This window comes from Bordetella muralis, from assembly GCF_054781015.1.
Genome location: NZ_BAAGVF010000008.1, coordinates 1 through 25,605, shown reverse-complemented (window position 1 = coordinate 25,605; position 25,605 = coordinate 1). Strand labels below are relative to the sequence as shown.

General features: G+C 61.0%; 24 protein-coding genes. 9 read left to right on the top strand and 15 right to left on the bottom strand.

The features are described 5' to 3' along the window. Window positions 1–6 precede the first annotated feature (6 nt). The 5 genes from ACYVIT_RS17915 to ACYVIT_RS17895 form a co-directional block, all read right to left on the bottom strand. Window positions 7–879 (bottom strand): branched-chain amino acid ABC transporter permease, encoded by an 873-nt coding sequence (locus ACYVIT_RS17915; RefSeq protein WP_415806851.1) that lies wholly within the window; start codon window positions 877–879, stop codon window positions 7–9. Between the two features lie 28 nt (window positions 880–907). Continuing rightward, window positions 908–2,029, bottom strand: a complete 1,122-nt coding sequence (locus ACYVIT_RS17910; RefSeq protein WP_415806852.1) for an ABC transporter substrate-binding protein — start codon at window positions 2,027–2,029, stop codon at window positions 908–910. A gap of 227 nt (window positions 2,030–2,256) precedes the next feature. Further along, window positions 2,257–3,453, bottom strand: a complete 1,197-nt coding sequence (locus ACYVIT_RS17905) for a CaiB/BaiF CoA transferase family protein (protein ID WP_415806854.1) — start codon at window positions 3,451–3,453, stop codon at window positions 2,257–2,259. Window positions 3,454–3,485: 32 nt separating this feature from the next. Then, window positions 3,486–4,346 (bottom strand): MaoC/PaaZ C-terminal domain-containing protein, encoded by an 861-nt coding sequence (locus ACYVIT_RS17900; RefSeq protein ID WP_415806855.1) that lies wholly within the window; start codon window positions 4,344–4,346, stop codon window positions 3,486–3,488. 10 nt (window positions 4,347–4,356) lie between these two features. Continuing rightward, on the bottom strand, window positions 4,357–5,271 hold the full coding sequence (locus tag ACYVIT_RS17895; protein ID WP_415806856.1) for an SDR family NAD(P)-dependent oxidoreductase: 915 nt from the start codon (window positions 5,269–5,271) through the stop codon (window positions 4,357–4,359). A 152-nt stretch (window positions 5,272–5,423) separates the two neighbouring features. Here ACYVIT_RS17895 and ACYVIT_RS17890 point away from each other — a divergent pair, with 152 nt between their 5' ends. Together ACYVIT_RS17890 and ACYVIT_RS17885 are read left to right on the top strand one after the other, a co-directional pair. Further along, window positions 5,424–6,323 carry a LysR family transcriptional regulator gene (locus ACYVIT_RS17890; protein ID WP_415806857.1) on the top strand — a complete coding sequence of 300 codons (900 nt, stop codon included), beginning with the start codon at window positions 5,424–5,426 and terminating at the stop codon, window positions 6,321–6,323. A gap of 141 nt (window positions 6,324–6,464) precedes the next feature. Continuing rightward, entirely contained in the window at window positions 6,465–7,448 is a 984-nt protein-coding gene (locus ACYVIT_RS17885) for a Bug family tripartite tricarboxylate transporter substrate binding protein (RefSeq protein WP_415806858.1), read from the top strand. A gap of 878 nt (window positions 7,449–8,326) precedes the next feature. Here ACYVIT_RS17885 and ACYVIT_RS17880 read toward each other — a convergent pair. From ACYVIT_RS17880 to ACYVIT_RS17860, 5 genes are all read right to left on the bottom strand, one after another. Continuing rightward, on the bottom strand, window positions 8,327–9,295 hold the full coding sequence (locus ACYVIT_RS17880; protein ID WP_415806859.1) for an NAD(P)H-dependent flavin oxidoreductase: 969 nt from the start codon (window positions 9,293–9,295) through the stop codon (window positions 8,327–8,329). Between the two features lie 26 nt (window positions 9,296–9,321). Further along, the gene (locus tag ACYVIT_RS17875) at window positions 9,322–10,296 is read right to left on the bottom strand and encodes a Bug family tripartite tricarboxylate transporter substrate binding protein (RefSeq protein WP_415806860.1); all 975 of its coding nucleotides are present in this window, start codon (window positions 10,294–10,296) and stop codon (window positions 9,322–9,324) included. A gap of 38 nt (window positions 10,297–10,334) precedes the next feature. Then, entirely contained in the window at window positions 10,335–11,864 is a 1,530-nt protein-coding gene (locus tag ACYVIT_RS17870) for a class I adenylate-forming enzyme family protein (RefSeq protein ID WP_415806861.1), read from the bottom strand. A gap of 102 nt (window positions 11,865–11,966) precedes the next feature. Further along, entirely contained in the window at window positions 11,967–13,142 is a 1,176-nt protein-coding gene (locus ACYVIT_RS17865) for a thiolase (RefSeq protein WP_094823124.1), read from the bottom strand. Further along, on the bottom strand, window positions 13,139–13,540 hold the full coding sequence (locus ACYVIT_RS17860; RefSeq protein WP_415806862.1) for a Zn-ribbon domain-containing OB-fold protein: 402 nt from the start codon (window positions 13,538–13,540) through the stop codon (window positions 13,139–13,141). Before ACYVIT_RS17860 ends, ACYVIT_RS17865 begins: the two co-directional genes overlap by 4 nt. 694 nt (window positions 13,541–14,234) lie before the next feature. On the opposite strand from ACYVIT_RS17860, the gene ACYVIT_RS17855 reads away from it, so the two are divergent. The 6 genes from ACYVIT_RS17855 to ACYVIT_RS17830 all read left to right on the top strand — a co-directional run bounded on the left by ACYVIT_RS17855 (window position 14,235) and on the right by ACYVIT_RS17830 (window position 20,526). Beyond that, window positions 14,235–15,425 (top strand): acyl-CoA dehydrogenase family protein, encoded by a 1,191-nt coding sequence (locus ACYVIT_RS17855; protein WP_415806863.1) that lies wholly within the window; start codon window positions 14,235–14,237, stop codon window positions 15,423–15,425. A 12-nt stretch (window positions 15,426–15,437) separates the two neighbouring features. Further along, on the top strand, window positions 15,438–16,556 hold the full coding sequence (locus ACYVIT_RS17850; protein WP_415806864.1) for an acyl-CoA dehydrogenase family protein: 1,119 nt from the start codon (window positions 15,438–15,440) through the stop codon (window positions 16,554–16,556). A gap of 171 nt (window positions 16,557–16,727) precedes the next feature. After that, window positions 16,728–17,525 (top strand): 2-(1,2-epoxy-1,2-dihydrophenyl)acetyl-CoA isomerase PaaG, encoded by a 798-nt coding sequence (gene paaG / locus ACYVIT_RS17845; RefSeq protein WP_415806865.1) that lies wholly within the window; start codon window positions 16,728–16,730, stop codon window positions 17,523–17,525. 123 nt (window positions 17,526–17,648) lie between these two features. After that, window positions 17,649–18,479 (top strand): HTD2 family dehydratase, encoded by an 831-nt coding sequence (locus tag ACYVIT_RS17840; protein WP_415806866.1) that lies wholly within the window; start codon window positions 17,649–17,651, stop codon window positions 18,477–18,479. Between the two features lie 26 nt (window positions 18,480–18,505). Next, window positions 18,506–19,702, top strand: coding sequence for a CaiB/BaiF CoA transferase family protein (locus ACYVIT_RS17835; protein ID WP_415806867.1), 1,197 nt, complete (start codon window positions 18,506–18,508; stop codon window positions 19,700–19,702). Continuing rightward, the gene (locus ACYVIT_RS17830; protein WP_415806884.1) at window positions 19,699–20,526 is read left to right on the top strand and encodes an HpcH/HpaI aldolase/citrate lyase family protein; all 828 of its coding nucleotides are present in this window, start codon (window positions 19,699–19,701) and stop codon (window positions 20,524–20,526) included. The genes ACYVIT_RS17835 and ACYVIT_RS17830 overlap by 4 nt, the downstream gene beginning before the upstream one ends. A gap of 49 nt (window positions 20,527–20,575) precedes the next feature. On the opposite strand, the gene ACYVIT_RS17825 is transcribed toward ACYVIT_RS17830, so the two are convergent. The 4 genes from ACYVIT_RS17825 to hda all read right to left on the bottom strand — a co-directional run bounded on the left by ACYVIT_RS17825 (window position 20,576) and on the right by hda (window position 23,877). Beyond that, window positions 20,576–21,058 (bottom strand): 2-amino-4-hydroxy-6-hydroxymethyldihydropteridine diphosphokinase, encoded by a 483-nt coding sequence (locus tag ACYVIT_RS17825; RefSeq protein ID WP_415806868.1) that lies wholly within the window; start codon window positions 21,056–21,058, stop codon window positions 20,576–20,578. 64 nt (window positions 21,059–21,122) lie between these two features. After that, window positions 21,123–22,478: a polynucleotide adenylyltransferase PcnB gene (gene pcnB, locus ACYVIT_RS17820; protein WP_415806869.1), complete on the bottom strand. Its 1,356-nt coding sequence runs from the start codon at window positions 22,476–22,478 to the stop codon at window positions 21,123–21,125. Further along, window positions 22,478–23,176 carry an HAD family hydrolase gene (locus ACYVIT_RS17815; RefSeq protein ID WP_415806870.1) on the bottom strand — a complete coding sequence of 233 codons (699 nt, stop codon included), beginning with the start codon at window positions 23,174–23,176 and terminating at the stop codon, window positions 22,478–22,480. The genes pcnB and ACYVIT_RS17815 overlap by 1 nt, the downstream gene beginning before the upstream one ends. Continuing rightward, window positions 23,173–23,877, bottom strand: coding sequence for a DnaA regulatory inactivator Hda (hda, locus tag ACYVIT_RS17810; RefSeq protein WP_415806871.1), 705 nt, complete (start codon window positions 23,875–23,877; stop codon window positions 23,173–23,175). Before hda ends, ACYVIT_RS17815 begins: the two co-directional genes overlap by 4 nt. A gap of 140 nt (window positions 23,878–24,017) precedes the next feature. Here hda and purM point away from each other — a divergent pair, with 140 nt between their 5' ends. Beyond that, window positions 24,018–25,067, top strand: a complete 1,050-nt coding sequence (gene purM / locus ACYVIT_RS17805; protein ID WP_415806872.1) for a phosphoribosylformylglycinamidine cyclo-ligase — start codon at window positions 24,018–24,020, stop codon at window positions 25,065–25,067. Between the two features lie 285 nt (window positions 25,068–25,352). Here the strand turns inward: purM and ACYVIT_RS17800 are convergent. Next, window positions 25,353–25,605, bottom strand: a 253-nt coding sequence (locus ACYVIT_RS17800; RefSeq protein ID WP_460478264.1) for a hypothetical protein, incomplete at its 5' end; no start/stop codon positions are given.

Sequence of the window (25,605 nt, the reverse complement as noted above, 5' to 3'; positions counted from 1 at the left end):
CCACTGTCACGACGTCACTGCGCGCCCGAATACGCCGCCGGGGCGGAACAGGATGAAAAGGAACAGCACGACAAAGGTGACCGCCTCGCTCCACTGCGGATCGATCCAGGCGAGCGACAGGTTCTCGGCCATGCCTAGCAACAACCCGGCCACGGCTGCACCACGCAGGCTGCCGACGCCGCCCACAATGGTGGCTGCGATGCTGATCAGCATGATGTGATGTCCCATCGAGGGATTCAGGCCCGTCGTCGTCGCCGTCAGGATCGCCGCCGGCACGGCCAGTAATGAGCCGATCAGGAACACGTATTGCGACAGCCGCCGCGGCGTCAATCCATAGACGCGTACCAGAGCTGAGTTTTCGCCTAAAGCCCGCAGCGCCAGGCCAAGATTGGTGCGAGTCAGCAGCCACTGCAGCAGGCCGAAGGCGACGATGGCGCATAGCACGGCGACCCCTGCCATCGGGGCGACATACAACCCCGGCAGCCATTCCACGCTCTTGCTCAATGGCGTGGGCACAGTCACCAGGCCGCGGCCGAACCCGATGGTGATCAGATTCTGCGCCACGATCGCAATGCCGAACGAGGCGACGAACACGGTAAAGAAAGCACCCTCGTGCCGCTGGATGACGGCGTAGATATAACGGTCCACCAACACGCCGAACAAGGCCGCCGCCAGGCCAGCGGCCACGGCAGCCAACGGCCACATCCAGCCCAGCACCGTATAGCACTCGTAAAAAATAAAGCCTGCCAACGTGAACGTGGCGCCATGGGCAACGTGAAAGACGCGGGTCGTGCCGAAAATCAGCGAAAACCCGGCCGCGATCAGGGCATACAGGGCACCCGTCTGTATCCCGTTGATGAAGAGCTGGACAAACAACATACGATAGCCACCTCTCTATGGGACGGGATCAGGGCGCGGCGTCAGCGATGGGCTTGGTGCCGTTCTCGCCGATCTCGTTGATCTGGATGGGAGCCTTGATGGTGCCGTTGTCCGCGAACGAGACGGTGGCGCCCACGAAATCAAAAGAGGGCGTCGCCTTGCGCTGCGCCAACAGATTTTCCCCAGTGATGGGTTTGCCGGCCTTTTCCAGCGCTGCGGCCAGCACGGCAAAGGTGCGCACGGCGTTGTAGTAGTTCAGGACATACATGTTGGGGGCTTTGCCGTATTGCTTTTTATAGTCGTCCAGCATGCGGCGCGTGATGTCGTCGGATTTCTCCCAGTCCACCTTCTGGCTGGTGAAAATCGCGCCTTTGGCTTCGGGCAGCGACAGGGTCGAGGGAATGGCGAATGCGGAATAGCTGACCAGTTGCTGCGTGACGCCGTTATCGCGCAGTTGCTTGACGATCTGCCCTTGCTGGCTGCCGTACGAGGCGATATACACCGCATCGGGTTTGACATCCCGCACGCGTGCAGCGATCCCCGAAAACTGCTGCGAGGTGGCTGGCACCGAGAAACTGCCTGCCAGCTCGCCTCCGGCTTTGCCGAGTTCCGTGTTCAATTCTTTAACCACGGATTGGCCCAATGGATCGTCGACATAGACCAGGGCGATGCGCTTGAACTGACGTTCTTTGACGAGATACGGCACGATGGCACGCACCTCGAAGTTCGCCAGAGGAATCGTGTTCCAGAAATAGTCGCCCAGGTCGGCCAAGTCCGGACCAACACCGCCGCCATTGACCATCACCGTTTTGCTGCGAGTGCCAACGGGGGCAATGGCCTTGGACACGCCGGTGAACGCGCTCAGCACGAAAGGTACTTTGGCGACGTTGACCAGTTTGTTCATGCCGATGACGCCTTGCATGGGCAGCGCCTGGCTGTCTTCGTACACGATGGAAAGCTTGCCGGACAGCATCTTGGACGCATTGATGTGTTCAACGGCCAGGTTGGCGCCCGAGCTGAATATCTGTCCATATTCGGCATTGCTGCCGCTCATGGGCAGCAGGCCTCCGATCGTCAGATCGGCCGCGGTGGCCAGCGATGTCAGGGACAAGCCTTGGCACAGGGCCAAACCGGCAAGCAGCTTTTTCATGCGTTGTCTCCCACGATAGATGTCGTGATTTTTTTGCCTCAAAGCCGCCTGCAGGCCGTATGTTGCTTTGGAAAGCAGCAAGCCAAGATGCGGTGTCAGGATTTATTGTGTGCCGCAACATCATCAAGCTGGTTCGCGGCTCGAAAAATGCTAGCTATTCTGGATCGGCGGCACTATTCGGATTTGCTTAACTGCGGGTTTTCCCCGGCATTGCATCGTCAATGCGATCAAGCCGTTCTGCCGAGAATCTCCTGCAAAATTTCCTGCGTATGCTGACCCAGCATGGGCGGAGCATTGCGATACACCACGGGTGACGCGGAAAACCGCAGCGGGCTGGCGGTCACAGGCGCCGTGCCGCCCAAGGGGTGCGGCAGTTCTCGACGCAGTTGACGTGCCTGGACCTGCGGATGTGCAAAAGTTTGCGCGATGTTGTTGATGGGGCCGCAAGGCACGCCCGCAGCCTCCAGTTTGCTGATCCATTCGTCGCGCGGACCTTGTTTCATGATGTCGCTCAAAAGGGCGACCAAGACATCCCGATTGGTGACTCTCAAGCGATTCGTCGCAAAGCGCGGATCGTCCCCGAGTTCGGGCGCGCCGATGGCTTTGCAATAGGCACGGTATTGCGATTCGTTGCCGGTTGCGACGATCAGGTGGCCATCGCTGGCGGCGAACACCTGATAAGGCACGACATTCTGGTGGGCATTGCCCGCGCGCGTTGGCGCATTGCCCGACGTGAAATAGTTGGAGTTCTGGTTCGCCAGCATGGCCACGTGGCAATCCAGCAGCGCAATGTCCAGATGTTGTCCCAAGCCGCTGCGGTGCCGTTCTTGAATGGCCGCCAAAATGGCCACCGTGGCGTACATCCCCGTGATGATGTCTGTGACAGCCACACCGGCTTTCTGAGGGCCGCCGCCGGGCAGGTCATCGCGTTCACCGGTGATGCTCATCAAGCCGCCCAGCCCCTGGATCATGAAATCATAGCCGGGCAATGTGGCGCAGGGGCCGTCCTGACCGAAACCGGTGACCGAGCAATAGATCAGGCGTGGATTCAAGGCATTCAGGCTGTCGTAGTCCAGGCCGTATTTGCGCAAGCCCCCGACCTTGAAATTTTCAACCAGAATGTCGCAATGGGTGACGAGTTCCCGAACGAGAGCCGCGCCTTCGGGGCTGGCGATATCGGCCTCCAGCGAGCGTTTGTTGCGATTGGTGCTCAGATAGTAGGCCGCCTCGGAGGTGTCCTGGCCCTGGCCGTCTTTCAGGTAGGGCGGGCCCCAATGGCGCGTGTCGTCGCCGGTAGCGGGACGCTCGACCTTGATCACATCTGCGCCCAGATCTGCGAGGTTCTGAGTGCACCAGGGACCGGCCAGGATACGGCTGAGGTCGAGTACGCGAATGCCTTCCAGAGGCGGGGGACGATGCTGCATGACGATAAGAACCCTGTTGCGGCAAGCCGCGTTTATTGAGAAAGCGTGGCAGTGCCATGGCTCATCACCACGACATCACGGTCGATGGCGCGCATGCTGAATTGCAGCGCATTGCCCGCGTCCTGCCAGATGTCGCACTGCAAGGTTTCGCCCGGGAAGACGGGGGACGAGAATCGTGCGTTCAGACCGGTCAAACGCGACGCGTCGTAGTCGCAGCAGCTTTTGATGATGGCGTGTGCCGCCATGCCGTAGGTGCACAGGCCGTGCAGAATAGGCTGCGGGTAACCGGCCTTGCTGGCGACTGCAGGGTCGGCATGTAGCGGATTGCGGTCTGCATTCAGCCGGTAGAGCAGGGCTGCGTTGGGGGCTACCGATAGCTGGCACGACAGGTCCGCTGCACGTGCCGGCGCGGCAGGCAAAGGCGGCAGGGCCTCGTCGCCCTGTCCAAAACCGCCATCGCCACGGCAGAAGGTGATCTGCTGCAAGGTTGCCAAATGCAGGCCTTGATCATCATGCAGCGTGCGTTCTGTGACCACCAGCGCACCTTTGTCGGCGCCTTTGTCGATGACGTGCGTGACGCGGCTCTTGCCGATCACGGTGCCGCTGGCGGGCAATGGTGCATGCAATTGCAGACGCTGTTCGCCGTGTACCAGCCGGACCCAATCGATCCCGGCGCGCGGATCATTCATCCAGAAACCTGGATGACCCAGCACGGTGGCCAATGTGGGGATGGTTTGCAGATCCTGTTCGTAGACATAGCGCAACTGCGCAGCGTCCATGGGGTCTGCCCCCAGGCCGATGCCCAGGGCGTACAGAATCGTGTCCTTGTCCTCGTAACGGTGGTGGATGTCGGCGAATTCCCAGTTCTTGATGGTCTGATAATCTAAGGGCATGGCGGCTTTCTCAGATGGGATCCCAGTCAATGACGTCGGGCGAACGTTCCAGCGCATAGAAATGTTTGCGCATGGCGGGAATCGCGATATCGCCGATCAGTTCCGGGGTCCAGCCTTCGCTGTAGTGCACGGTGCGCAGCGGGCGAGGCTGGCTCATCAACATGATTTCATTGGCACGGACGGCAAAAATCTGTGCGGTCACTTCGCTGGCGGCATCGCTGACCAGGTAGACCGCGAGGGGCGCGACTTTGCCGGCTTCCATTTTTTTCAGCTTTTCGACGCGGGCTTTTTCGGCTTCGGTCTCTGCGGGAATGGAGCTGGTCATGCGGCTCCAGGCAAATGGCGCAATGCAATTCGACCGTACGTGATAGCGCGCCATATCCAGCGCGATGGATTTGGACAGCGCGACAATGCCGAGCTTGGCGGCCGAATAGTTGGCCTGCCCAAAATTACCGATCAGTCCGGAAGTCGAGGTCATATGCACCAGCGCGCCGGATTCCTGTTCGCGGAAATAGGGCGCTGCAGCACGGCTCATGTAGAACGAGCCATTCAGGTGCACGTCCAGCACCTGGCGCCATTCTTCTTCGCTCATCTTGTGAAACACGCGGTCGCGCAGATTGCCCGCGTTGTTGACCACCGCATCAATGCGTCCAAAGACATCGACCGCCGTCTTGATGATGTTGTGAGCACCCTCGTAGCTGGCGACGCTGTCGGTGCTGGGGCAGGCCTGTCCGCCGGCAGCTTGGATTTCCTTGACCACGGCCTGCGCGGGGCCGTCACCGCCGCCTTCGCCCTGCAACGATACGCCGATGTCATTGACCACGACTTTTGCGCCTGCCGCGGCCATCGCCAGGGCGACACTGCGCCCGATCCCGCCGCCCGCGCCGGTGACGACGACGACTTTTCCTGCAACCATACCGCTCATAATCCATTCTCCTTTGGGGCTGGGGCCGCTACGCTGGACAGAAGCACGCGAATCGCACGCCTGTTTGGCACACCCGACTCTGTGCATGGTAGATTTCAAGTCGGGCCAGCGGAATTCAAAATTAAAGACACCCCCCTTTTGCTTGGCGGAACATGAGACACGACCTGACCGATCTGCGTTTATTCGTGAACGTAGGTGAAACCCTGAATCTGACCCGTGCGGCCGAGCGCACCTTTCTGTCGCTGCCCGCGGCCAGTGCGCGCATCAAGAACATGGAGGAAGCGTTCAAGGCGCGTTTGCTGGTGCGTCAGGCGACAGGCGTGGCCCTGACACCTGCGGGCGAAGTCCTGCTCAAGCACGCCCACGCGGTATTCCGGCAGCTGGAATGCCTGAATGCCGATTTGCAGCCATATTCCAGCGGTATCAAGGGACGGTTACGATTGTTGGCCAACACGACGGCAACGAATTCGTTTCTGGCTGACGCCATGTCGACTTTTCTGGCGGAAAACCCGGACGTGGATATCGAATTGGAGGAAAAAATCTCTGGCGATATCGTGTTGGCGATTCGTGCCGGAGCGGCGGACCTGGGGATCGTGGCAGGCAATATCGATGTCGACGGGCTGGACGTGATGCCCCTGTTTCGCGATGAGCTGGCCATCGTGACGTCATTGAAACACCCGCTGGCGCAGCTCGAGTCCGCAAATTTTGTCGATGTGATCGACGCCTATCAGTTCGTCGGCATTCACCCCAACAGCGCGATTCAGACCTTTCTGGAGGACATTGCGCTGGGGTTGGGCAAACGGTTATGCCAACGCGTACACGTGGGCAGTTTCGAGGCCGTATGCCGTATGGTCGAGGCAGGGGCCGGAATCGCCGTGGTGCCCAAGGCCTGCGCGGCGCGCTACAGCCGGCCGCAGGCACTGCATGTCCTGCGTCTGAAGGACGCCTGGGCTCAGCGCGACCGTCTGTTGTGCCGCCAGCGTGGCCGCGACTTGCCGCGTTTTGTGGAAGACTTTATCGAGCATGTACGGGTAGCTGCGCGCAATGCCTGATGCTCGGTCGAGCGGTTGCCGCGGCTGAACAGGGGCTTCGGCAAAAAAGAATCGGCAAGCCGGCGCCTGTGCGCAAATAATACGAGCACTGCACAAGGCACAACGCTTGTGCGCACAGACAAAAAAACCGGAGACATACTCATGCACGATCCGCAACGCCGCCGCTTGCTGGCGGGGCTGGGGGCAGCCTGCGCTGCCGCGACTTTGCCGTTCTCTGTTCGCGCTGCCTCGTGGCCTGACCATCCCGTCAATTTCATTGTGCCTTTTCCGGCAGGTGGTCCGGTGGATACGACGGCACGTTTCATCGCGACACCCCTGGGTGCAATGTGGAAAACGCCGACGGTCGTGGATAACAAGGCTGGCGCGGGCGGCATCGTCGGGGCACAAGCTGCAGCCAAGGCGCCTGCGGATGGCTATCACTATTTCTTTGCTTCGATCCACCATACGGTGTTGCCTAGCCTGCGCGGCAACCTGAGCTACGACATTACTGCGGATTTTGTGCCGGTGGGCATGGGTGCTGTGTTTCCGATTGTGCTTGTCGTGCACGAGTCTCTGCCAGTCAAAAGCGTCAAGGAGCTCATTGCCTATGCCAAACAGAATCCAGGAAAACTGTCGTTTGGCTCGTCTGGCACCGGTGGCGGCACGCACCTCGCGGGCGAGCTCTTTAACAGCATGACCGGCACGCGCATGCAGCATGTGCCTTATCGCGGCAGTGCGCCGGCGATGCAAGATCTGCTGGGTGGACAGGTACAAGTCATGTTCGCGGATGGCCCATCCGCCATGCCGCATTTGTCGGGCGGAAAAATCCGTGCCCTGGGTGTGGGTAATCCCGAGCCTTCTGCTTTGTTCCCAGGCATCCCCACCATTGCGTCTTCCGGCGTGCCAGGCTACGAAGCCTATTCCTGGAGCGGCATGCTGGCGCCCGCGGGTACGCCTGCCGATATTGTCAAACGCGTGAATGGGGATATGCAGAAGGTGTTGAGCAATCCTGATACCGTGAAAAGCATGCTGGCTGCTGGGGCGGAACCTAAACCGGGTACGCCGGAGGAGTTTGGTGCGTTCATACAGGCTGAGCTGGCTAAATGGAGCAAGGTCATCAAGGATGCGGGTATCAAGATCGAGTGATGTGCTAGATCGGCATCGTGGTATGACGGGGACGTGAGTGCTATTGGACGTCGAAGCGGGGCAGTGACCGTGTTGGCGCTTCACGGAGTCGGTCGGCCGCCTGCGCGTCCGACTGCCGCATCGCTCGTCTCGTACGGCCCCTTCGGGCCTTCCTTCGACTTCCGCTCGCGCGACTCCGAGGCGCGCCAACACGGTCACTGCCCCGCTTCGACTCGCAGCATCTCTGATTCCCTCGTCGCTGGCACGGGTGGTCTACGTAGGCTTCGTGGGAACTGGCTTTTGCAAGGATGAAAATCTTGCAGGGTTGCTATTCATTGGCGCCTACGGGCGCGCCAATGAATAGCGTTCGTGATCTGCATGCGGAGGTTTTGGCATCGGTGGCAAACAGAAGATCTCTCGAGCAACGATTTCTCATAGGCCAGCAGGAGATTGTTCGCACCACGGCTTCGCGACATCCAAAGACGCGCGACTAATCTTCGCATGCATCAACTCTAGCCAAGCAGATCTTCCAACCTAGCACCACGCCACCCCGCCGCATGCCCGGACCGATCGCTATTCGCGCGTGTGCAGGGCACGCGCGAATAGCAGCACCGCAAGATCTTCCTCTTTGCCAACAAGGTCACAGAAAAACGCCAAGCAAAAGGCTCGTGCCAGCGATGTGATGAGCTTGAGTTACTGCGAGTCGAGCCGAGGCAATCGGGCCGTGGGGGCGCCTCAAAGCCGAGTGGAGCGGATACCGTAGGGAGCGCGAAGGCGCGGACGAGGTGAGCGAACACGGTGTCCGGCGCCCGCGCGCCGGACCGGCTTTGTGAAGCCCTCACGGCCCGATTGCCTCGGCTCGACGTCCAATAAGCAACCCAACCTCCCAGCAAATAGCACTACCCCCTCGCAGTCTTCAACAACGCCCTGCGCGCCTCGGCATATTCATGCGCCAGCTGATCCACCAACGCATGAGTAGGCAAGATTTCCTGCACCGCTCCCACCCCCTGGCCCGCGCTCCAGACATCCTTCCACGCCTTCGGCCGTGTCGTCTTGTCCATATTGACCGCGTTACTGTCCTTGCTATTGAGCTGTTCCGCATCCAGCCCCGCAGCTGAAATACTGGGGATCAGATAGTTCGCCGGCACACCAGAAAAAAAAGGCGTATACAGCACGTCGTCAATTGTCGCCTGCAACACCATCTCGCGATAGCGGTCCGGCGCCAGCGATTCATTTGTCGCAATAAAGCGTGTGCCCATATAGGCCAGATCACATCCCAGCGCCTGTGCAGCCAGCACATCTTTCCCGTGGCTGATGCACCCGGACAGCACTAAAGGCCCGTCGTAAAACGACCGGATCTCGTTGACCAGAGCGATGGGATTGAGCGTGCCTGCATGCCCACCTGCACCTGCCGCGACGAGAATCAAGCCGTCCACGCCGGCATCCAACGCCCGCCGTGCGTGACGGACTGTCGTCACATCATGAAAAACCAGGCCACCGTAGGGGTGCACTGCTTGCACCACGGCGTCGGGTGCATGCAGGGACGTGATGATCAACGGTACGCGATGTGCCACGCATGTCTGCAGATCTGTCTGCCAGCGCGCGTTCGTAGGATGCACGATCAGATTGACACCATAGGGCGCGATCACGGCATCGGGATGTGCCTCACGATAAAGCGCCAGTCCTTTCTCGATCCGCGTGAGCCAATCCGTCAGGGCTTCCTGGGGTCTGGCGTTGAGCGACGGAAACGTGCCGATGACGCCTGCCGTGCATTGAGCAATGACCAGATCGGGCCCCGACACCAGAAACATGGGCGCGCAGAGAACAGGCAGACGGGTCGTGGCTCGCAACGATTGCAGGGCAGACATAAAAGGATGGCTCCAATCAGGATCAGTTATTTTTGAATGTTGGCGGTCTTGATGACGTCGGCCCACATCGCGTATTCACGCTCGATACGCGCCTGTACTGCTTGGCTGTCGCCGTCATCGACGGTATAGCCGCCCTCTGTCATGGTTTTGCGGAATGAGGCGTCTTGTGAAACCTCTTTCAGCGCCTGCGTCAACCGTGTCTTGATGGCATCGGGCAGTTTGGGCGGAGCCATCAGGGCATACCAGCCGACCACCTCGTAGTCGGGCAAGCCGGCTTCGATCATGGTCGGTACATCGGGCAGTTCGGGGTTACGCTCACGCGAGGTCACTGCCAGGGCTCGAGCCTTGCCGCTTTTGATAAAGGGAATTGCCGTGCTGGTGATATCGAACATAAAGGTGATCTTGCCGCTCACCACATCCATCATCGCGGGCGAGTTGCCGCGATAGGGCACGTGCAGCATCGGGGCTTCGGCCTGTTGTTTGAGCAGTTCGGCTGACAAATGGTTGGATGCGCCTACGCCGGCCGAGCCAAAGCTCACGGCAGTCGGGTTTGCCTTGGCATAATCAACGAGCTCGCGGACCGTTTTAGCAGGGATTTGCGGGCCGATCAGCAACACATTGGTGTAATCCACCACCATGCCGATGGGCGTGAAGTCTTTGCGAGGATCGAACAGATCGCTCTTTTGCACCAGCGGCGAGATCGTCAGCGTCGGGCTCGCGGCGAAGCCCAGCAAATATCCGTCTGGCGAGGCCTTGGCGGTGGCATCCGAAGCAATCATTCCGCTTGCTCCGGCGCGGTTTTCCACCACTACGGTCTGGCCCAGCTTGTCGCCCAGATATTTCGCAAAAACGCGTGCGGTGGTATCGACCGGTCCGCCAGGTGCGTAGCCGACCAACAGGCGCAGCGGCCGGTCTGGATAGGCTGCGGCATGGGCGGCGGGGATGGCGGCGCATAGCGATACCGCCAATGCGCCAGCCTGCAAGAGGGATTTGATCGGCATGATTTGTCTCCTTGATGTATTGTTTTGTGCGGGTTTTTTCAGGTGGTTTGCGCAGCCAGTTTTTCCCGCAATGGCTGCTTTAGAATCTTTCCGCTTACTGTCGTGGGCAATGTGTCGATGGGGATGATGTGTGCTGGCCGTTTATAGGGCGCGAGTTCGGTACGTAGATGTGCGTTCAGTGCGTCGATGTCAATCGCCGTTCCCGGTTGCGCCTCGATAAAGGCCACGACCTCTTCGTTTTGGTCGGCTTCGAGACGTCCCACCACCGCTGACAATCGCACGCCTGGAAAGGCGTTGATCACCGCCTCGACTTCCGCGGGATATACGTTGAAGCCCGAGCGAATGATCAGGTCTTTGGTGCGTCCGGCAATAAAAAGCGCGCCGCTGTCATCGATCAAACCGATATCGCCGGTGTTGAGCCAACCGCCGGGCAGCAACGCCTTGGCAGTTTGTACGGAATCGCGGTAATAGCCCAGCATGACGCCGGGACCCCGCACGAGAATATCGCCGCGCTGCCCTGGGACAGGCGGCTCTGCATCGGGAGAACCCAATCTCAGCTCCACGCCCTCGACCGCGTAGCCCGTCGCACAGTCATTGCGGGGGGCGTCGATATCGGTGATGAACAATGAGCCGGCATACTCGGTGATGCCGTAACCATGATGCATGGGTTGTCCAAAGTATCGTTCAGTGTCGCGCTTGAGCGTGGGGTCCAACGCTGCACCGCCGGTATACACATAGCGCAGACGCGGCGCGTGTAGAGGCTGGTTGGATGCCACGGCCAGTAGCCGCGTGAACATGGTGGGAACACCTTGCAAGACGGTCAAACCCGGAGACGACAACGCACGCAGCACATCTTGTGGATCGTATTTGCTGCGCAATACCAGGCTGGCGCCTGCCTGGACTGTGGCCATCAATACGGTGGCGATGCCAAAAATATGAGACATCGGTAATGCGGCATAGCCGATGTCGCTCGGACCGAGGCGTCGAGATGTGGCGGAGATGCGAGCAAAGTGCAACAGACCTTTGTGCGGCACCATGACGCCTTTGGGCGCGCCGGTAGTGCCCGACGTATAGATCACGGTGGCGACCTGGTCTACCAGTGCGCCCGTTTCTGCTTCCGGGGCGTTGCTGGCGCGAGTCCATTGATTGCCATCGCCCCAGACCGCGGCATCGAGGGCCTGGGCGCCGGCGGCTTGCGCATGTGCGGCCGCTGCAGTCGAAATATGGCTGGTATATAGCGTCAACATCGGCTGAGCATGGCTCAGAATCACGTCGACTTCACGTTGGCTCAGGCGCGCATTGAGCCCGACGGGCCAGGCGTCCACCACACTGCAGGCAAACAATGCCTGAATCATCTGCGCGCAATTTTCCCCGACTACGGCCACGCGATCCCCACGCCGTACGCCTTGGGCGATCAGCCATTGGCCGGCTTGCTCTACGCGTTGCCACATCTGGCCATAGCTCAATGTGGTGCCGGCCTCTTCATACAAGAAGATCGCCTCGGGTTGTTGCACCGCCTGGTGCTGCAAGAGCTGATGAATGCGTGTGAGCGGGGACGATGAACTCATGACTTCGAGAAATTTGGAAATGAAAACAAAGGCGAATCGGGATGCTTGCAAAGCAACGCACGGCGAGGTCGCGACAATGCGGCCCCACCGTGCATGAGGGGTCTACAACGTGTCCGCAGTGCCGAGAATGGCCGTGGATTGGCTGGACAACGTGCCGCCATTGCCGTGTACGAGCGCGAGTTGCGCGCCCTCGACCTGGCGCGCGCCACCCTCGCCACGCAGCTGTCGTACGGCCTCGATCATGATGAATACGCCATACATGCCGGGATGCACGCAGCACAGGCCGCCGCCATTGGTGTTGACGGGCAGCCTTCCGCCTGGTGCGATTGCACCGTTTTCGACGTAGGCGCCGCCTTCGCCTTTGGCGCAGAACCCCAGATCCTCCAGGAACAAGATGGTGTTGATGGTGAACGCGTCGTAGAGCTCTACGACGTCGATGTCGGCGGGACGCAGGCCGGCCATTGCAAACGCGCGTTGGCCGGATTGCTGTGCGGCCGTCACGGTCAGGTCTTCCATAGACGAGATCTGGCGGTTCCACACGGCCGTCGCGTTGCCCAGCACGTATACCGGCTTTTTCGGCAGATCGCGAGCCCGGTCGGCGCGGACCAGCACGTAGGCGCCTGCGCCATCGGTGACCAGACAGCAGTCGCGCACGGTGAGCGGATCAGAGACCATGCGCGATGACAAAATCTCGTCCAGCGTCGTGGGCTCGCGCAGTTGTGCTTCGGGATTGCGTTGCGCCCATTGATTAGCCGCCAGGGCAACATGCGCCAGTTGTTCGCGCGTCGTGCCGTATTGATGCATGTGCCGGGCCGCGGCCAGGGCATACGAGCTCAACGGGCTGAGGGGATCGTAGGGCGTTTCGTAGGGTTGCGGATCGAAGTTCTTGCGTACCCGTCCGATTTCTGCACGACTCAACGTAGAGGTGCGCTGCGTACTGCCATAGCACACCAGTACGGCGTTGCACTGTCCCGAAGCGAGCGCTTGCAGCGCCGGCATCAGATGAGCGACGAAACTGGATCCGCCCAACATGGTGCTGTCGATGAAGGTCGGACGGATACCCAGATGTTCAATGACGGGCATGGCCCACATCGTGGCGGCGACACTGGCAGTGCAGATGCCATCAATATCGCGCATCGTCAGGCCCGCATCGGCAACGGCGCGTTGGGCCGCCTGCACCAGGATTTCCATCTCGGTATAGCCATCGGCGCGGCCCAGGCCAGCGTGACCCACGCCCGCGACAGCCACGGCGCCGCGCAGTTGTTGTAAATCGCTCATGCTGCCTCCTGCGCGACAAAGACGACCAGGCCTTGATCTTGTTGTTGCCGCACTTCGGCTCTGACTGCCATGCCGATGTGAACGGCATCGGGGGAGATGCCCTCTACACGGCTCATCATCCGGACGCCTTCTTCCAGGTCGATGAGGGCAACGTTGTAGTCACCACCGGCGTCGGCTTTGCGCCGTACGACGGTCGTCGAATACACAGTGCCGCGGCCGCTGGGAGATTCCCAGCGCAAATCCGGCGCGCCGCAATGGGGGCAGATCATGCGAGGGTAGAACACGGCCTCATGACAGGCGGTGCAGCGTTGAATCTGAAATTTTCCCTGGGCCAGGGCTTGCCGGTACTGCTGGTCGGCGCCGCTGGGCGCGGATGTCTCTGGTGTGGTGGCGGTCATTTTTCGGTTACGGAAGGTGATGACAGTGTAGGCAGTGTCAGGGTTGTTGGCTTGGCTGACCATTCTTCATTGCCGAAGCAGGGGTTTTGTGCAGCGGTATTCTTGTGACTTGTGGGTTCGGTTGGTTGCTTGTTTGTTTTTTTGTGGCGGATGGAGTTTTTTTGCTGGCGGAGGGGGATCTCTATTGAGACGTCCGTGGCGGGTGCTGGGATGCCGCATCGGCCCTATCGCAACGGCTCGGCGCAACACCAGGCGCCGAGGTCCCCTTCGGGGACTGCCCGTCGCTCAACGGGCCGGCGCGGCATCCCAGCACCCGCCACGGACTCACAGCAGTGGACTGCCCACGTCCGTCGAGCAATTCGAGGTGTGCACAGCATCCGTCAACTGGAGACATTGCGAGCCGGCGTTCGCCCTGACTGAGCGATGCGGGCCTTTTGAGGGACGGGTAGTCCGCGTAGCGGACCGAGCCCCCTGCTCATGGGGCGAGCCGTTCCGATTAGGCCCGCATCGCTCAGTCAGGGCGGACGCCGGCGTCTAAAGAACCCCACCCGTTGCATGCCAACAATCCTCATCCTTCCACAAGAACAACACAACCGGCCGACCACTTCATCCCCACGAAAGCCCCGCTTTTGCAGAGCCAGATTGCGCTAAAGCCCCTGTCCGTGGCTAGATACCACCCATAAGGAGACATCCTATGGACCTAAGCTGGACACCCGAAGAACGGCAGTTTCGCGAGACTGTGCGAGCCTTTGCGAACGACAAGTTGCCGCGAGATATTCGTGACAAAGTACTGAAGCACCAGCGGCTGCATCGCGATGATTATGTGCGGTGGCACCGGATCTTGGCCGACCAGGGCTGGGGCGCACCGACATGGCCGCAGGAATTTGGCGGCACGGGCTGGAATGCCATCGAACGCTTGATTTTCGAAGTTGAGTGCTTCAAGGCCGGCGCGCCGCGTTTGCTGCCGTTTGGGCTGGGCATGATCGGCCCGGTGTTGATGAAATACGGCAGTGCCGAGCAGCAGCAGCGTCTGTTGCCTCGCATCATCCGTGTCGAAGACTGGTGGTGCCAAGGATATTCCGAACCGGGCTCCGGATCCGACCTGGCGTCGCTGAAGACGCGCGCCGAGGTCGATGGGGATCATTATGTGATCAATGGCCAGAAGACCTGGACCACGCTGGCGCAGTATGCAGACTGGATGTTCTGCCTGGTGCGCACCGATCCCGAGGCCAAGGTGCAGCGCGGGATTTCGATGGTGTTGATCGACATGCGTTCGCCGGGTGTCAGCGTGCGGCCCATTCGTACCCTCGATGGCGGGCATGATGTCAATGAGGTATGGCTGGAGAACGTGCGTGTACCGCTGGCCAATCGCGTCGGCGAGGAGGGGCAGGGATGGACGTATGCCAAGTACCTGTTGGGCCACGAACGCACGGGTATTGCAGGCTTGGGGCATTGCTATCGCGAGCTGAGCATTCTGAAGGAGATGGCAGCCCGTACATTGCTGCATGGCCGGCCCATTCTGGAGGACAGCCGGATGCGTGACCGGATCTCCCGCACGGAGGTCGACATCATGGCGCTGGAGATGCTGCTGTTGCGGGTCGCGGCGGCGCGTGGCGATGCGCCGGGGCCGGAGGCTTCGGTACTGAAGATCCGAGGTTCCGAGATACAGCAGGATCTGGCGATGTTGCAGATGGAGATTGCCGGGCCGGACGCCTGGCCATATGACCCGGACTGGATGGAGGCGGATGCAACCTTTCATGGGCCAGGGCCGGAGATGGCGGCCGCGGCTGGCGCAGGCTATGCCGATATGCGCAAGACCTCGATTTATGGCGGCACGACCGAGGTACAGAAAGGCATCATCGCTCGCATGATGTTGGGGCTTTGAGGAAAACACATCATGGATTTCGCATATACCGAAGAGCAACGCATGCTGGCCGATAGCCTGCGGCGTTTGGTGCAGGATGAATGGAGTTTTGCGGCACGGCGAGAGCGCGCGGCTGCTGCGGCGCTCGATCACGGCGCATGGCGGCAATTGGCCGAGCTGGGCGTGCTGGGCCTGACGATTGCGGCGGAGCATGGCGGTTTTGGCGAGGCACCTGCAAGTCTGTTGCCCGTGCATCTGGAATTGGGACGCGGACTGGTTGCCGAACCTGTGATCCCAAGTGCGGTGATGAGTGCGGCATTGATTGCCGACGCTGCGGACGCGGCCATACGGCAGCGATGGCTGCCGGTCTTGGCCTCAGGCGAGGCGATAGTGGCGCTGGCTTATCAGGAACCGGGGCGGCGTTACGAGACGGAACCGTCCTTGTGTACGGTGCGATCGGCCAGTGACGAGGTCTTGCATCTGTCGGGAACCAAGCATCTGGTCTGGCATGGTGCGGCGGCGCAGGCCTGGATTGTGTCGGCGCGCGATATTGACGACGAGCCGGTGTTGCTGCTGGTGCCTGCGGATGCCCAAGGGGTACAGGTGCTGGATACGCCGACACTGGATCGTACGCGCTGCGCGCGCATCGTGTTTGACCGCACGCCCGTCAATGCGGATGCCGTGCTGGCGCGTGGGCAAGCCGCCCGGGATGGGCTGGCTACGGCGCTGGATTGGGGCGCGGCGGCCCTGTGCGCGCATGCGGCCGGCGCCATGGAGCGTTTGCTGGAGATCACGATCGATTATCTCAAGACGCGTCGGCAGTTTGGCCAGCCCCTGGCCGCGTTTCAGGTGCTGCAGCATCGTATGGCGGATATGTTGGTGGCAAAGGAAATGGCGCTGTCGATGGCCTATGTTGCGGCGGCCGCATTGAGCGAACCGGATGTCACGCAGCGGCGCCGCATGCTGGCCAGTGCCAAGCTCGAGGCGGCACGCGCTGGACGCTATGTCGCGCAAAGCGCGGTGCAATTGCACGGCGGGATGGGCATGACCGATGAGCTGGAGGTCGGTGATTATTTCAAGCGCTTGACGGTGTTGGATCAGTTGTTCGGTGATAGCGCCGAGCAACTGGCAGTGTTGCAGTCGCTGGATTGAGATGCTGCCCGCTTCAGTGGCTTTGACTTGACGGGCCGCGAGCGTCGATGGCAGCAAGGTAAGATTCGGACGACTTTGTAATTACCGGCCTCGATCGCAGATCGCTTGGCATGCCAGGGGAGCTTTTTCTGTGCGGCCACATCACATAACAGGATATAGGGAGCAACAGGTATGACGCAGGGCTACGAGCAGATTCAATTCACGCTGGAGAACGGTGTCGGCGTGATCACTTTGAATCGGCCGGATCGTTTGAATAGCTTCACGGCGGTGATGCACGGCGAGCTGGCGCGTGCGTTGGACACGTTGGAGGCGTGCGATGAGCTGCGCGGCCTGGTGATTACGGGCGCAGGACGCGGATTTTGTGCTGGGCAGGATCTGGGCGAACGCAAGCCGTTACCGGAAGGACAGCGACGCGATTTGAGTGAAGGCCTGCGTAATTTTTATCGGCCGCTGATTCTGCGCCTGCGCGCGTTACCGGTGCCTGTGGTGTGCCTGGTCAATGGCGTGGCAGCCGGAGCTGGGGCCAGCCTCGCCCTGGCATGCGATGTGGTGTATGCCGTGGAGTCCGGGCGTTTTATCCAGGCGTTCAGCAAGATCGGTTTGTTGCCGGATGCCGGCGGCACATGGTTTCTGCCTCGTCTGGTGGGGACAGCGCGAGCCATGGGGGCCGCTTTGTTCGGCGAGACTGTATCGGCTCGTCAGGCCGAATCATGGGGGCTGATCTGGCGTTGCATCCCGGATGAGGCGTTGGACGAGACGCGCGAGCAGATCGTGCGCACCCTGGCTCAGGGGCCCACGCGCGCTTATGCGGCGACCAAGCAGGCGCTGTATGCCTCCAGCGGTAATACGCTGGCGCAGCAGTTCGATCTGGAATGCGATTTGCAGCAACAGCTCGGTTATACCGATGACTATCTCGAAGGCATGCGTGCCTTTGCAGAAAAACGCGCGCCCGCGTTTCAGGGGAAATAGCGATATCGCACCGCCGGCGTGAATTTCAGGCTGTTGAACCCGCCCTTGTAGAAATACGAATTCACAAAGGCGGGGCACACGGGCATGCTGGTGGCCGCTCTGATATACCGCTAAGGAATCTACATGACGTCTCCCAATCCCGCCGACTGGATCGGCAGCAGTGAAACTGTTGCCGATAATCTCGATGTCGGCCATGCCGCCCGTATCGCCGCGACGCTCAGCGAGCCCGCGCCCGGGGTAGGCGAACCGCTGCCTCCGCTCTGGCAATGGGCCTTTTTTATTGCCCCGGTTGGCATGGATGGGTTAGGCAGGGATGGTCACCCGTCACGCGGCGGGTTCTTGCCGCCGGCCGACGATCGGAACCGGATGTGGGCGGGGGGACGGGTCACGTTCCATCAACCCTTGCGCGTGGGGACTCCCGCTGAACGTCGTTCTACGGTGGCCGATGTGCGCGAAAAGACCGGCCGTACCGGTGCACTGCTGTTTGTGACCGTGCGTCACGAATACCACCAGGATGGCGTGCTGGCGATCGAAGAAGAGCAGGACATCGTCTACAGGCAGCCGTCGCCGCCCAAGCTCGTGGGCACGGACGTTCCACCCGCATCGCAATGGCGCGAGTCCGTAGATCCGTCACCGGTGTTGCTGTTCCGTTATTCGGCCATGACATTCAACGGCCACCGGATCCATTACGATCATCCCTATGTCACGGGTACCGAGGGGTATCCCGGTCTGGTTGTGCACGGTCCCATGATTGCGACCTTCATGCTGGCCGCATTCTGCCATGCGCATCCGACTGCGCGTCTGGAGCATTTTTCCTATCGCGGCCTGCGTCCCTTGGTTGCGCCTACGCCCTTTGAGGTCGCTGGCCGTGTGGCCGAGCCCGGGCAGGCCGATCTGTGGGCCGAGCAAGACGGCACCCTGGCTCACCAAGCGCAAATAACGTTCTCCGCTTGATCGCTTCCTGAAGGAATTTATTTTCGATGAGTAATACTCCTGCAGTCCGTCCGTTGGACGGCATTACTGTCATCAGTCTGGAACACGCGATCGCGGCGCCATTTTGCACACGCCAACTGGCCGATATGGGGGCGCGTGTCATCAAGATCGAACGCCCCGGCGTGGGTGATTTCGCTCGTGGCTATGACGAGCGCGTCCATGGCTTGTCGTCGCATTTCGTCTGGACCAATCGTTCCAAGGAAAGCCTGACGCTGGATTTGAAACACCCCGATGCCGCCGAAGTCATGCAGCGTTTGCTGGAATCGGCTGATGTGCTGGTACAGAATCTGGCTCCGGGCGCAGCGGATCGTCTGGGATTGTCGTTCGAGGCCTTGCACGCCAAACATCCGAAGCTGATCGTCTGCGATATTTCCGGCTACGGTGAGGGCGGCCCCTACGAACGTAAAAAGGCCTACGATCTGTTGATCCAGAGCGAAAGCGGCTTTGTGTCGGTGACGGGGTCGCCCGATGCGCCCGCCAAGGCAGGATGCTCGATTTCGGATATCGCGGCCGGGATGTACGCGTATTCGTCGATTCTGAACGCGTTGTTGCTGCGTCAACGCACTGGACTGGGCAGCCGGCTGGATGTTTCCATGCTGGAAAGCATGGTCGAGTGGATGGGCTATCCCATGTACTATGCGTTCGAGGGGGCGACGCCGCCTCAGCGTGCGGGTGCGGCGCACGCCACGATTTATCCCTACGGTCCGTTCCCGGTGGGCGATGGCGCGACCATCATGCTGGGCCTGCAAAACGAGCGCGAGTGGCGGGTGTTTTGCGAACGCGTGCTCAATCAGCCTGCGTTGGCCGACGACGAGCGCTTTGCATCGAATTCGCGCCGCGCAGCCAATCGCGACAGTCTGCGCGCGCTGATTGTGCAGGCTTTTGCCGAGTTGACCATCGATCAGGTGACGGACCGTCTGGAAACCGCGCAGATCGCCAACGCCCGCGTAAACGACATGAAAGACGTCTGGGCGCACCCGCAGTTACAGGCTCGCGACCGCTGGCGCGAGGTGGGCAGCCCGGCCGGGACGCTGCCGGCGCTCTTGCCGCCGGCATCCAGCAGCGCGTTTACGCCCCGTATGGATCCGGTCCCGGCAGTGGGCGAAAACACCGATGCAGTGCTAGCATCATTGGGGTACGCGCCCGAGGACGTGGCGCGCTTGCGTGCTGCCGAGGTCGTCTGATGCCAACTGCTATACGTACTGCCTTGTTCGTGCCGGCCAGCCGGCCTGAACGCATTCCCAAGGCCCTGGCCAGTGGGGCTGACGTTGTGATTGTCGATCTGGAGGATGCGGTCGAGCATCTGGCCAAGGGCAGCGCCCGCGAGGCGCTCTGCGATTTTCTGGGCACGCATCCCGATGTGCGACTCTGGGTGCGCATCAACGACGTCTCGACGGCCTGGCACGATGACGACCTGAAGGCCTGCCGCAGTTTTCCTGGGGTAACGGCCATCATGCTGCCCAAAGCGGAAAGCCTGGCACAGGTGCGCCATGCGGCGCAGACGGGCGTCGATATCGTCCCCATCCTCGAGACCGCCGAGGGGATTTTGAATGCGGCTGAGATCGCGGCGACACCGGGCGTGCAACGGTTGGCGTTTGGCAGCCTCGACTACGGCCTGGATCTGGGATTGACGCCCGATACCGAAGGGGCGAATGTCGTGCTGGATCATGCCCGGGTGCAAGTATTGCTGCGCAGCAAAGCCGCGGATCTGCCCGCACCGCTGGATGGCGTGTTTCCCGGAGTCAAGGACACGGCCGGGATGCGGGCCGCTGCCGGTCGCGCTCGAGATATGGGATTTGGCGGCATGCTGTGCATTCATCCCTCGCAGGTCGAGATCATTCACGAGGCCTTTCTGCCGCCTGCCGCCGACGTGGAGTGGGCACGCCGCGTGGTGGCTGCGCACCGCGAAAGCGGTGCCGGCACGTTCATGTTCGAAGGCAAAATGGTCGATGCGCCTGTCATCGGGCGGGCCAGGCAATTGCTGGAGCGCGCGGGCGAACAGGTCTAAGGTTGTGGCGACTTGGGCCGCAGGAAGGTGCTGTCAGTCCCTGCGCGCCTTAGTCCAGCCGCTCGATCGGCTGATCCGGCAACATCGACAGCAATTCGATCGCAGACCCCTGCGTCAACTGCAATGCCGGCGCGAGTTCGGATAGCGGCGCCAGTACGAACGCACGCTCATGCATGCGTGGATGCGGCAACGTCAGGCGCGGCGTATTCATCGTGGTATCGCCATACAGCAGCAGATCCAGGTCCAGCGTTCGCGGCGCGTTCTTGTAAGGGCGTTGGCGGCCATGCTGGTTTTCCAGCGCCTGCAGTCGATCCAGCAGCTCGAGAGGCGCCAGCGTGGTGTCCAACGCTGCGACGGCATTGATGTAATCCGGGCCAGTGGCGTCTATGGGGGCCGTGCGATAAAAATGCGAGGACAGGCAGCGCAGGATGCCTGCCGTTTGGCGCAGTTGCTCCAGCACCGTGCGCAAGGTCGCTTGCGCGTCTCCCAGATTGGCGCCCAAGCCTATGTAGGCGTGTTGGATGGTGGTCATCGGCAATGTATGGCGGCGCGGTTCAGTGAAGGAGCAATGCCGTTCCCGACAGGGGCACGTACCGTCAAGCCTGATCGCGTTGCGCGGCCGGACGGCGCGGGCGGCGACGGCGTTTGCGCGGGCCGCTCGATTCAGCGGGGTCGCGCGGCAGGTGAGCGAGTTCCTCGATCATGTCGGCACGGGTGGCGTCGTTGCCATTGGCCAGATCCATCCACCACTGCGCCAGGACGCTGTCAAACTCGCCAGCCGCGGCACGCAGCTGCAGAAAGTCGCAGGCGGCACGAAAGCGCGGTTGTTCGATCATGCGGTAAATGGTCTTGCCCATGCGGCGTTCAAAGCGCGGCTGCATGAACCAGATCTCACGCATGTCGGATGAGAAACGGCGTTGGATGGCGAGCTTTTCAGTTTGCTCATCCAACACCGAATCCGCAGCCTGAACCAGCGCGGGGATGTTGTGTTCCCCCCGTTCGCGCAGTTGTTTCCAGCGCGATTCGACTTGTTGCCACAACAACGCGGCAAACAGGAAACTGGGGCTGATGCTTTTGCCTGCACGTACACGCGAATCGGTACGCTCCAGCGCGAGCTCGACAAAACGCTCGCCGCCAGGTTGTTCCAGCACGACATCCAACAGCGGCAGCAGGCCGTGATGCAGGCCGTCTGCGCGCAACTGGCGCAGGCAATCCATCGCATGTCCGCAGGTCAGGAGCTTGAGCATTTCATCGAACAGCCGCGATGCCGGCACATTCTCGATCAGCGACGCCATGGTTTCGATAGGCTGACGCGCCGCAGGGTCAATGCTGCCGTTGAGCTTGGCCGCGAAACGCACCGCGCGCAGCATGCGGACCGGGTCCTCGCGATAGCGCGTCGCCGGGTCGCCGATCATGCGAACCTGGCGTTTCTTCAGATCATGCACGCCTTGGTGATAATCGATCACTTCTTCGGTATGCGGATCGTAGTAGAGCGCGTTCATCGTGAAATCGCGCCGTGCTGCGTCCTGTTCCTGAGATCCGAAAACGTTGTCGCGCAGGATGCGGCCGTGCTCGTCGGTTTCCTGGTCTTGCGAGGCGGGGGCGCGAAAGGTCGAGGTCTCGATGATTTCCTGGCCGAACACCACATGCACCAATTGGAAGCGCCGGCCGATGATGCGGGCGCGACGGAACAGCGGGCGGATCTGTTCGGGCGTGGCGTTGGTGGCCACGTCGAAATCTTTGGGTTCGAGGCCGACGATCAAGTCGCGTACCGCGCCGCCCACGATATAGGCTTGATAGCCGTGCTGGCGCAAGACCTCACAGACTTTGATGGCATGGCGCGATACGTTGCGGCGATCGATGCCGTGTTTATCGCTCGTAATGCGTTGGGGTCCCCGGGCCGCCGGTGAAAACAAGCGGCTGACGAATTTTTTTATGGTGTCGGTGATCATCAGGATTTGGCATCCTTTAGGTGTTCGAACAAGTCGAGCACTTTCCAGCCGCGCGCTTGCGCGATCTCGCGCAGCGCCGGGCTGGGGTTGGCCGCTACAGGGTGTGTGACGACCTCGAGCAGCGGTACATCGTTGATCGAATCGCTATAAAAGTACGATTCGGAAAAATTGGCAAGGGTCAGATTCATATCCGCCAGCCATTGGTTCACGCGTACGACTTTGCCTTCTTTGAAGCTAGGCGTGCCTTGAATGCGTCCGGTGTAGCGGCCATTGCGATACTCGGCGTCGGTGGCAATCAGGTGCGGGATACCAAAGGCGCGGGCGATAGGGGCGGTGACAAACCCGTTGGTCGCGGTCACGATGGCGCACAGATCTCCTGCAGCCAAATGCTGATCTACGATTTCAATGGCTTGCGGCGTGATACTGGGACGGATGACTTGCGTCATGAATTCTTCGTGCCAGGTGGCCAGGTCGAACGGCGTGTGCGCGGCCAGCAGACCCAGCATGAATTCGGCCGCCTGTTCGGCGGTGAGTTGACCCTGGTTGTAGCGGTCCATCAGGTCGTCGTTGCGGCGGCGGGCTTCTGCCGGATCGCCCGCGCGTCCCGTGCGCGCCAGAAAATCGGCCCATTGGTAATCGCTGTCCAGCGGCAGCAGAGTATGGTCCAGGTCGAACAGCGCGAGTCGTTGGGGCATCATGTTTTTTGTTGTTTATCGGAGTCTGCCAGCATGGCGCGTAGCAGGGGAATGGTGATCGGGCGACCGGTAGCCAGCGAATAGCGATCCAGCGCGTCGAGCAATACCGCCAATTTGCGGATATCGCGTTCGCGATGCGTCAGCATCCACTGGATGACTTCTGGTGCGAGTTGCAAGCCACGCTCTGCCGCTTGGGCAGACAGTGCAGCGAGCTTGTCCGCGTCAGACAGGGGTTCGAGCCGGAATACGAGGTCCCAGCCCAGACGGGTGCGTAGGTCTTCGCGCAACGGCATGGAGAGCGGGGCGCGGTCGCCAGCCACAGCCAAAGCGAACGCGCGGCTGGTGGCCGCACATTCGCGCCACCGATTGTACAGGGCGAACAGGCCGGCCTGCCGGGCTTCGTCCATATCGTGGACATCGTCCACTGCGATCAACCTGGGCATGGCTGCTGCGGAGTCGGCATTGGCGAGTTGGCGCAGGGCGCGGGCGTTTTGCCGAATATCGATGTAGACGGCGCCGGGCGTGGTCGCCAGCCCCTTGAGCAGGTGGCTGCGGCCGCAGCCCGCTGCCCCCCACAGGTAGAGCGCCCGGCCAGGCATCAGTGCGCGCGCGGCCGCCAACGCTTCACCGTTGGGGCCGGCAATGTAGTTCTGCAGCGTAGGAGCGGGTGCGGGTAGAACGTCGAGCAGCAGCTGGCGATTCATGGGTCAAAATGGTCACAAGGCAAGGGGCGCGCAAATCGTCAAAAAGACGGTCGGCGCGTTGTTTTGCGCCCGACATCGTAAAATGGCGGGCGCAGCACCCCGTAAACTCCGCAATTGTCACATACCCCACGGTTTTTCTCATGACGACTCAACCCTCTGCCCCCCTGACGTACCGCGACGCTGGTGTCGATATCGATGCAGGAGACGCCCTGGTCGACCGCATCAAGCCTCTGGCGGCACGCACCATGCGTCCCGGCGTGTTGGCCGGTATCGGCGGATTTGGCGCCTTGTTCCAGGTTCCTGGGAAATATCGTGAGCCCGTCCTCGTGTCGGGCACGGACGGCGTGGGCACCAAGCTGCGCCTGGCCTTTGAATGGAATCGCCACGATACCGTCGGTATCGATTTGGTCGCGATGAGTGTCAACGACATCCTGGTCCAAGGCGCAGAGCCGTTGTTTTTCCTGGATTATTTTGCCTGCGGCAAGCTCGCCGTGGATACCGCCGCGTCGGTCGTGGGCGGCATTGCCCAAGGCTGCGAGCAGGCCGGTTGTGCGTTGATCGGCGGTGAAACCGCTGAAATGCCCGGCATGTACCCCGACGGCGAGTACGATCTGGCCGGTTTTGCAGTCGGTGCGGTGGAAAAATCCGCCATCATCGACGGCAAATCCATCAAACCGGGTGACGTGGTGCTGGGCCTGGCCTCCAGCGGCGCGCATTCGAACGGCTACTCGCTGATCCGCAAGATCATCGAACGCGCCAACGCCAAGCCCACCGATGATTTCCACGGCCAACCGCTGGTGGATGTGGTGATGGCGCCCACCCGTATCTACGTCAAACAGGTTCTGGCCGCTTTGGCCAAGCACGGCACCGATATCAAGGGCCTGGCGCACATCACTGGCGGCGGTTTGCTGGATAACGTGCCTCGCATTCTGCAAGACGGCTTGTCGGCCAAGCTGTACCGGGATGGCTGGGAAATGCCCAAGCTGTTCCAGTGGCTGCAGGAGCAAGGCGGTGTCGAGGATACCGAGATGTATCGTGTATTTAACTGCGGTATTGGTATGGTGCTGGTGGTGGATGCCGCTCAGGCCGATGCGATTGCCGAGACGCTGCGTGAGCAGGGTGAGACCGTCAGCAAGCTTGGCGAAATTGTCGAGCAGGCTGATGGGATGGCGCAGACGTTTGTGGTCTAACTGCGTTGCATCTTTTGTTTGGCTGAGTGTTGCTGTCTCTGGGTTTGTTCGGTACTCGGTGACCGAGGGGCTGGGTTGGCAAGAGGTTGGCGTGCTTATTGGACGTCGAGCCGAGGCAATCGGGCCGTGAGGGCTTCACAAAGCCGGTCCGGCGCGCGGGCGCCGGACACCGTGTTCGCTCACCTCGTCCGCGCCTTCGCGCTCCCTACGGTGTCCGCTCCACTCGGCTTTGAGGCGCCCTCCCGGCCCGATTGCCTCGGCTCGACTCGCAGTAATTCAAGCTCATCACATCGCTGGCACCAGCCTCTTGCTTGGCGTTTTTTTGTAGCACTGTTGGCAAAGAGGAAGATCTTGCAGGGCTGCCATTTTCGGGTGCCCTGCACCCCCGAAAATGGCGATCAGTCCGGTCATGCGGCGGGGTGGCGTGGTGCCAGGTTGGAAGATCTGCTTGGCTAGCGTTGATGCATGCGAAGATGATGCGTAGCTCAGCTCTAGGTATAACAAAATCGTAGCTCGAGAGATCTTCTGTTCATCCCCG

Excerpts from the sequence above, each read along its gene's own strand:
- ACYVIT_RS17815 (WP_415806870.1), bottom strand. The coding sequence starts at position 23,176 with ATGATGCCCCAACGACTCGCGCTGTTCGACCTGGACCATACTCTGCTG.
- ACYVIT_RS17860 (WP_415806862.1), bottom strand. The coding sequence starts at position 13,540 with ATGACCGCCACCACACCAGAGACATCCGCGCCCAGCGGCGCCGACCAG.
- pcnB (WP_415806869.1), bottom strand. The coding sequence starts at position 22,478 with ATGATCACCGACACCATAAAAAAATTCGTCAGCCGCTTGTTTTCACCG.
- ACYVIT_RS17855 (WP_415806863.1), top strand. The coding sequence starts at position 14,235 with ATGGACCTAAGCTGGACACCCGAAGAACGGCAGTTTCGCGAGACTGTG.
- ACYVIT_RS17850 (WP_415806864.1), top strand. The coding sequence starts at position 15,438 with ATGGATTTCGCATATACCGAAGAGCAACGCATGCTGGCCGATAGCCTG.
- ACYVIT_RS17870 (WP_415806861.1), bottom strand. The coding sequence starts at position 11,864 with ATGAGTTCATCGTCCCCGCTCACACGCATTCATCAGCTCTTGCAGCAC.
- ACYVIT_RS17900 (WP_415806855.1), bottom strand. The coding sequence starts at position 4,346 with ATGCCCTTAGATTATCAGACCATCAAGAACTGGGAATTCGCCGACATC.
- ACYVIT_RS17865 (WP_094823124.1), bottom strand. The coding sequence starts at position 13,142 with ATGAGCGATTTACAACAACTGCGCGGCGCCGTGGCTGTCGCGGGCGTG.
- purM (WP_415806872.1), top strand. The coding sequence starts at position 24,018 with ATGACGACTCAACCCTCTGCCCCCCTGACGTACCGCGACGCTGGTGTC.
- ACYVIT_RS17840 (WP_415806866.1), top strand. The coding sequence starts at position 17,649 with ATGACGTCTCCCAATCCCGCCGACTGGATCGGCAGCAGTGAAACTGTT.
- ACYVIT_RS17890 (WP_415806857.1), top strand. The coding sequence starts at position 5,424 with ATGAGACACGACCTGACCGATCTGCGTTTATTCGTGAACGTAGGTGAA.
- ACYVIT_RS17880 (WP_415806859.1), bottom strand. The coding sequence starts at position 9,295 with ATGTCTGCCCTGCAATCGTTGCGAGCCACGACCCGTCTGCCTGTTCTC.
- hda (WP_415806871.1), bottom strand. The coding sequence starts at position 23,877 with ATGAATCGCCAGCTGCTGCTCGACGTTCTACCCGCACCCGCTCCTACG.
- ACYVIT_RS17885 (WP_415806858.1), top strand. The coding sequence starts at position 6,465 with ATGCACGATCCGCAACGCCGCCGCTTGCTGGCGGGGCTGGGGGCAGCC.
- paaG (WP_415806865.1), top strand. The coding sequence starts at position 16,728 with ATGACGCAGGGCTACGAGCAGATTCAATTCACGCTGGAGAACGGTGTC.
- ACYVIT_RS17915 (WP_415806851.1), bottom strand. The coding sequence starts at position 879 with ATGTTGTTTGTCCAGCTCTTCATCAACGGGATACAGACGGGTGCCCTG.
- ACYVIT_RS17835 (WP_415806867.1), top strand. The coding sequence starts at position 18,506 with ATGAGTAATACTCCTGCAGTCCGTCCGTTGGACGGCATTACTGTCATC.
- ACYVIT_RS17910 (WP_415806852.1), bottom strand. The coding sequence starts at position 2,029 with ATGAAAAAGCTGCTTGCCGGTTTGGCCCTGTGCCAAGGCTTGTCCCTG.
- ACYVIT_RS17895 (WP_415806856.1), bottom strand. The coding sequence starts at position 5,271 with ATGAGCGGTATGGTTGCAGGAAAAGTCGTCGTCGTCACCGGCGCGGGC.
- ACYVIT_RS17875 (WP_415806860.1), bottom strand. The coding sequence starts at position 10,296 with ATGCCGATCAAATCCCTCTTGCAGGCTGGCGCATTGGCGGTATCGCTA.
- ACYVIT_RS17905 (WP_415806854.1), bottom strand. The coding sequence starts at position 3,453 with ATGCAGCATCGTCCCCCGCCTCTGGAAGGCATTCGCGTACTCGACCTC.
- ACYVIT_RS17825 (WP_415806868.1), bottom strand. The coding sequence starts at position 21,058 with ATGACCACCATCCAACACGCCTACATAGGCTTGGGCGCCAATCTGGGA.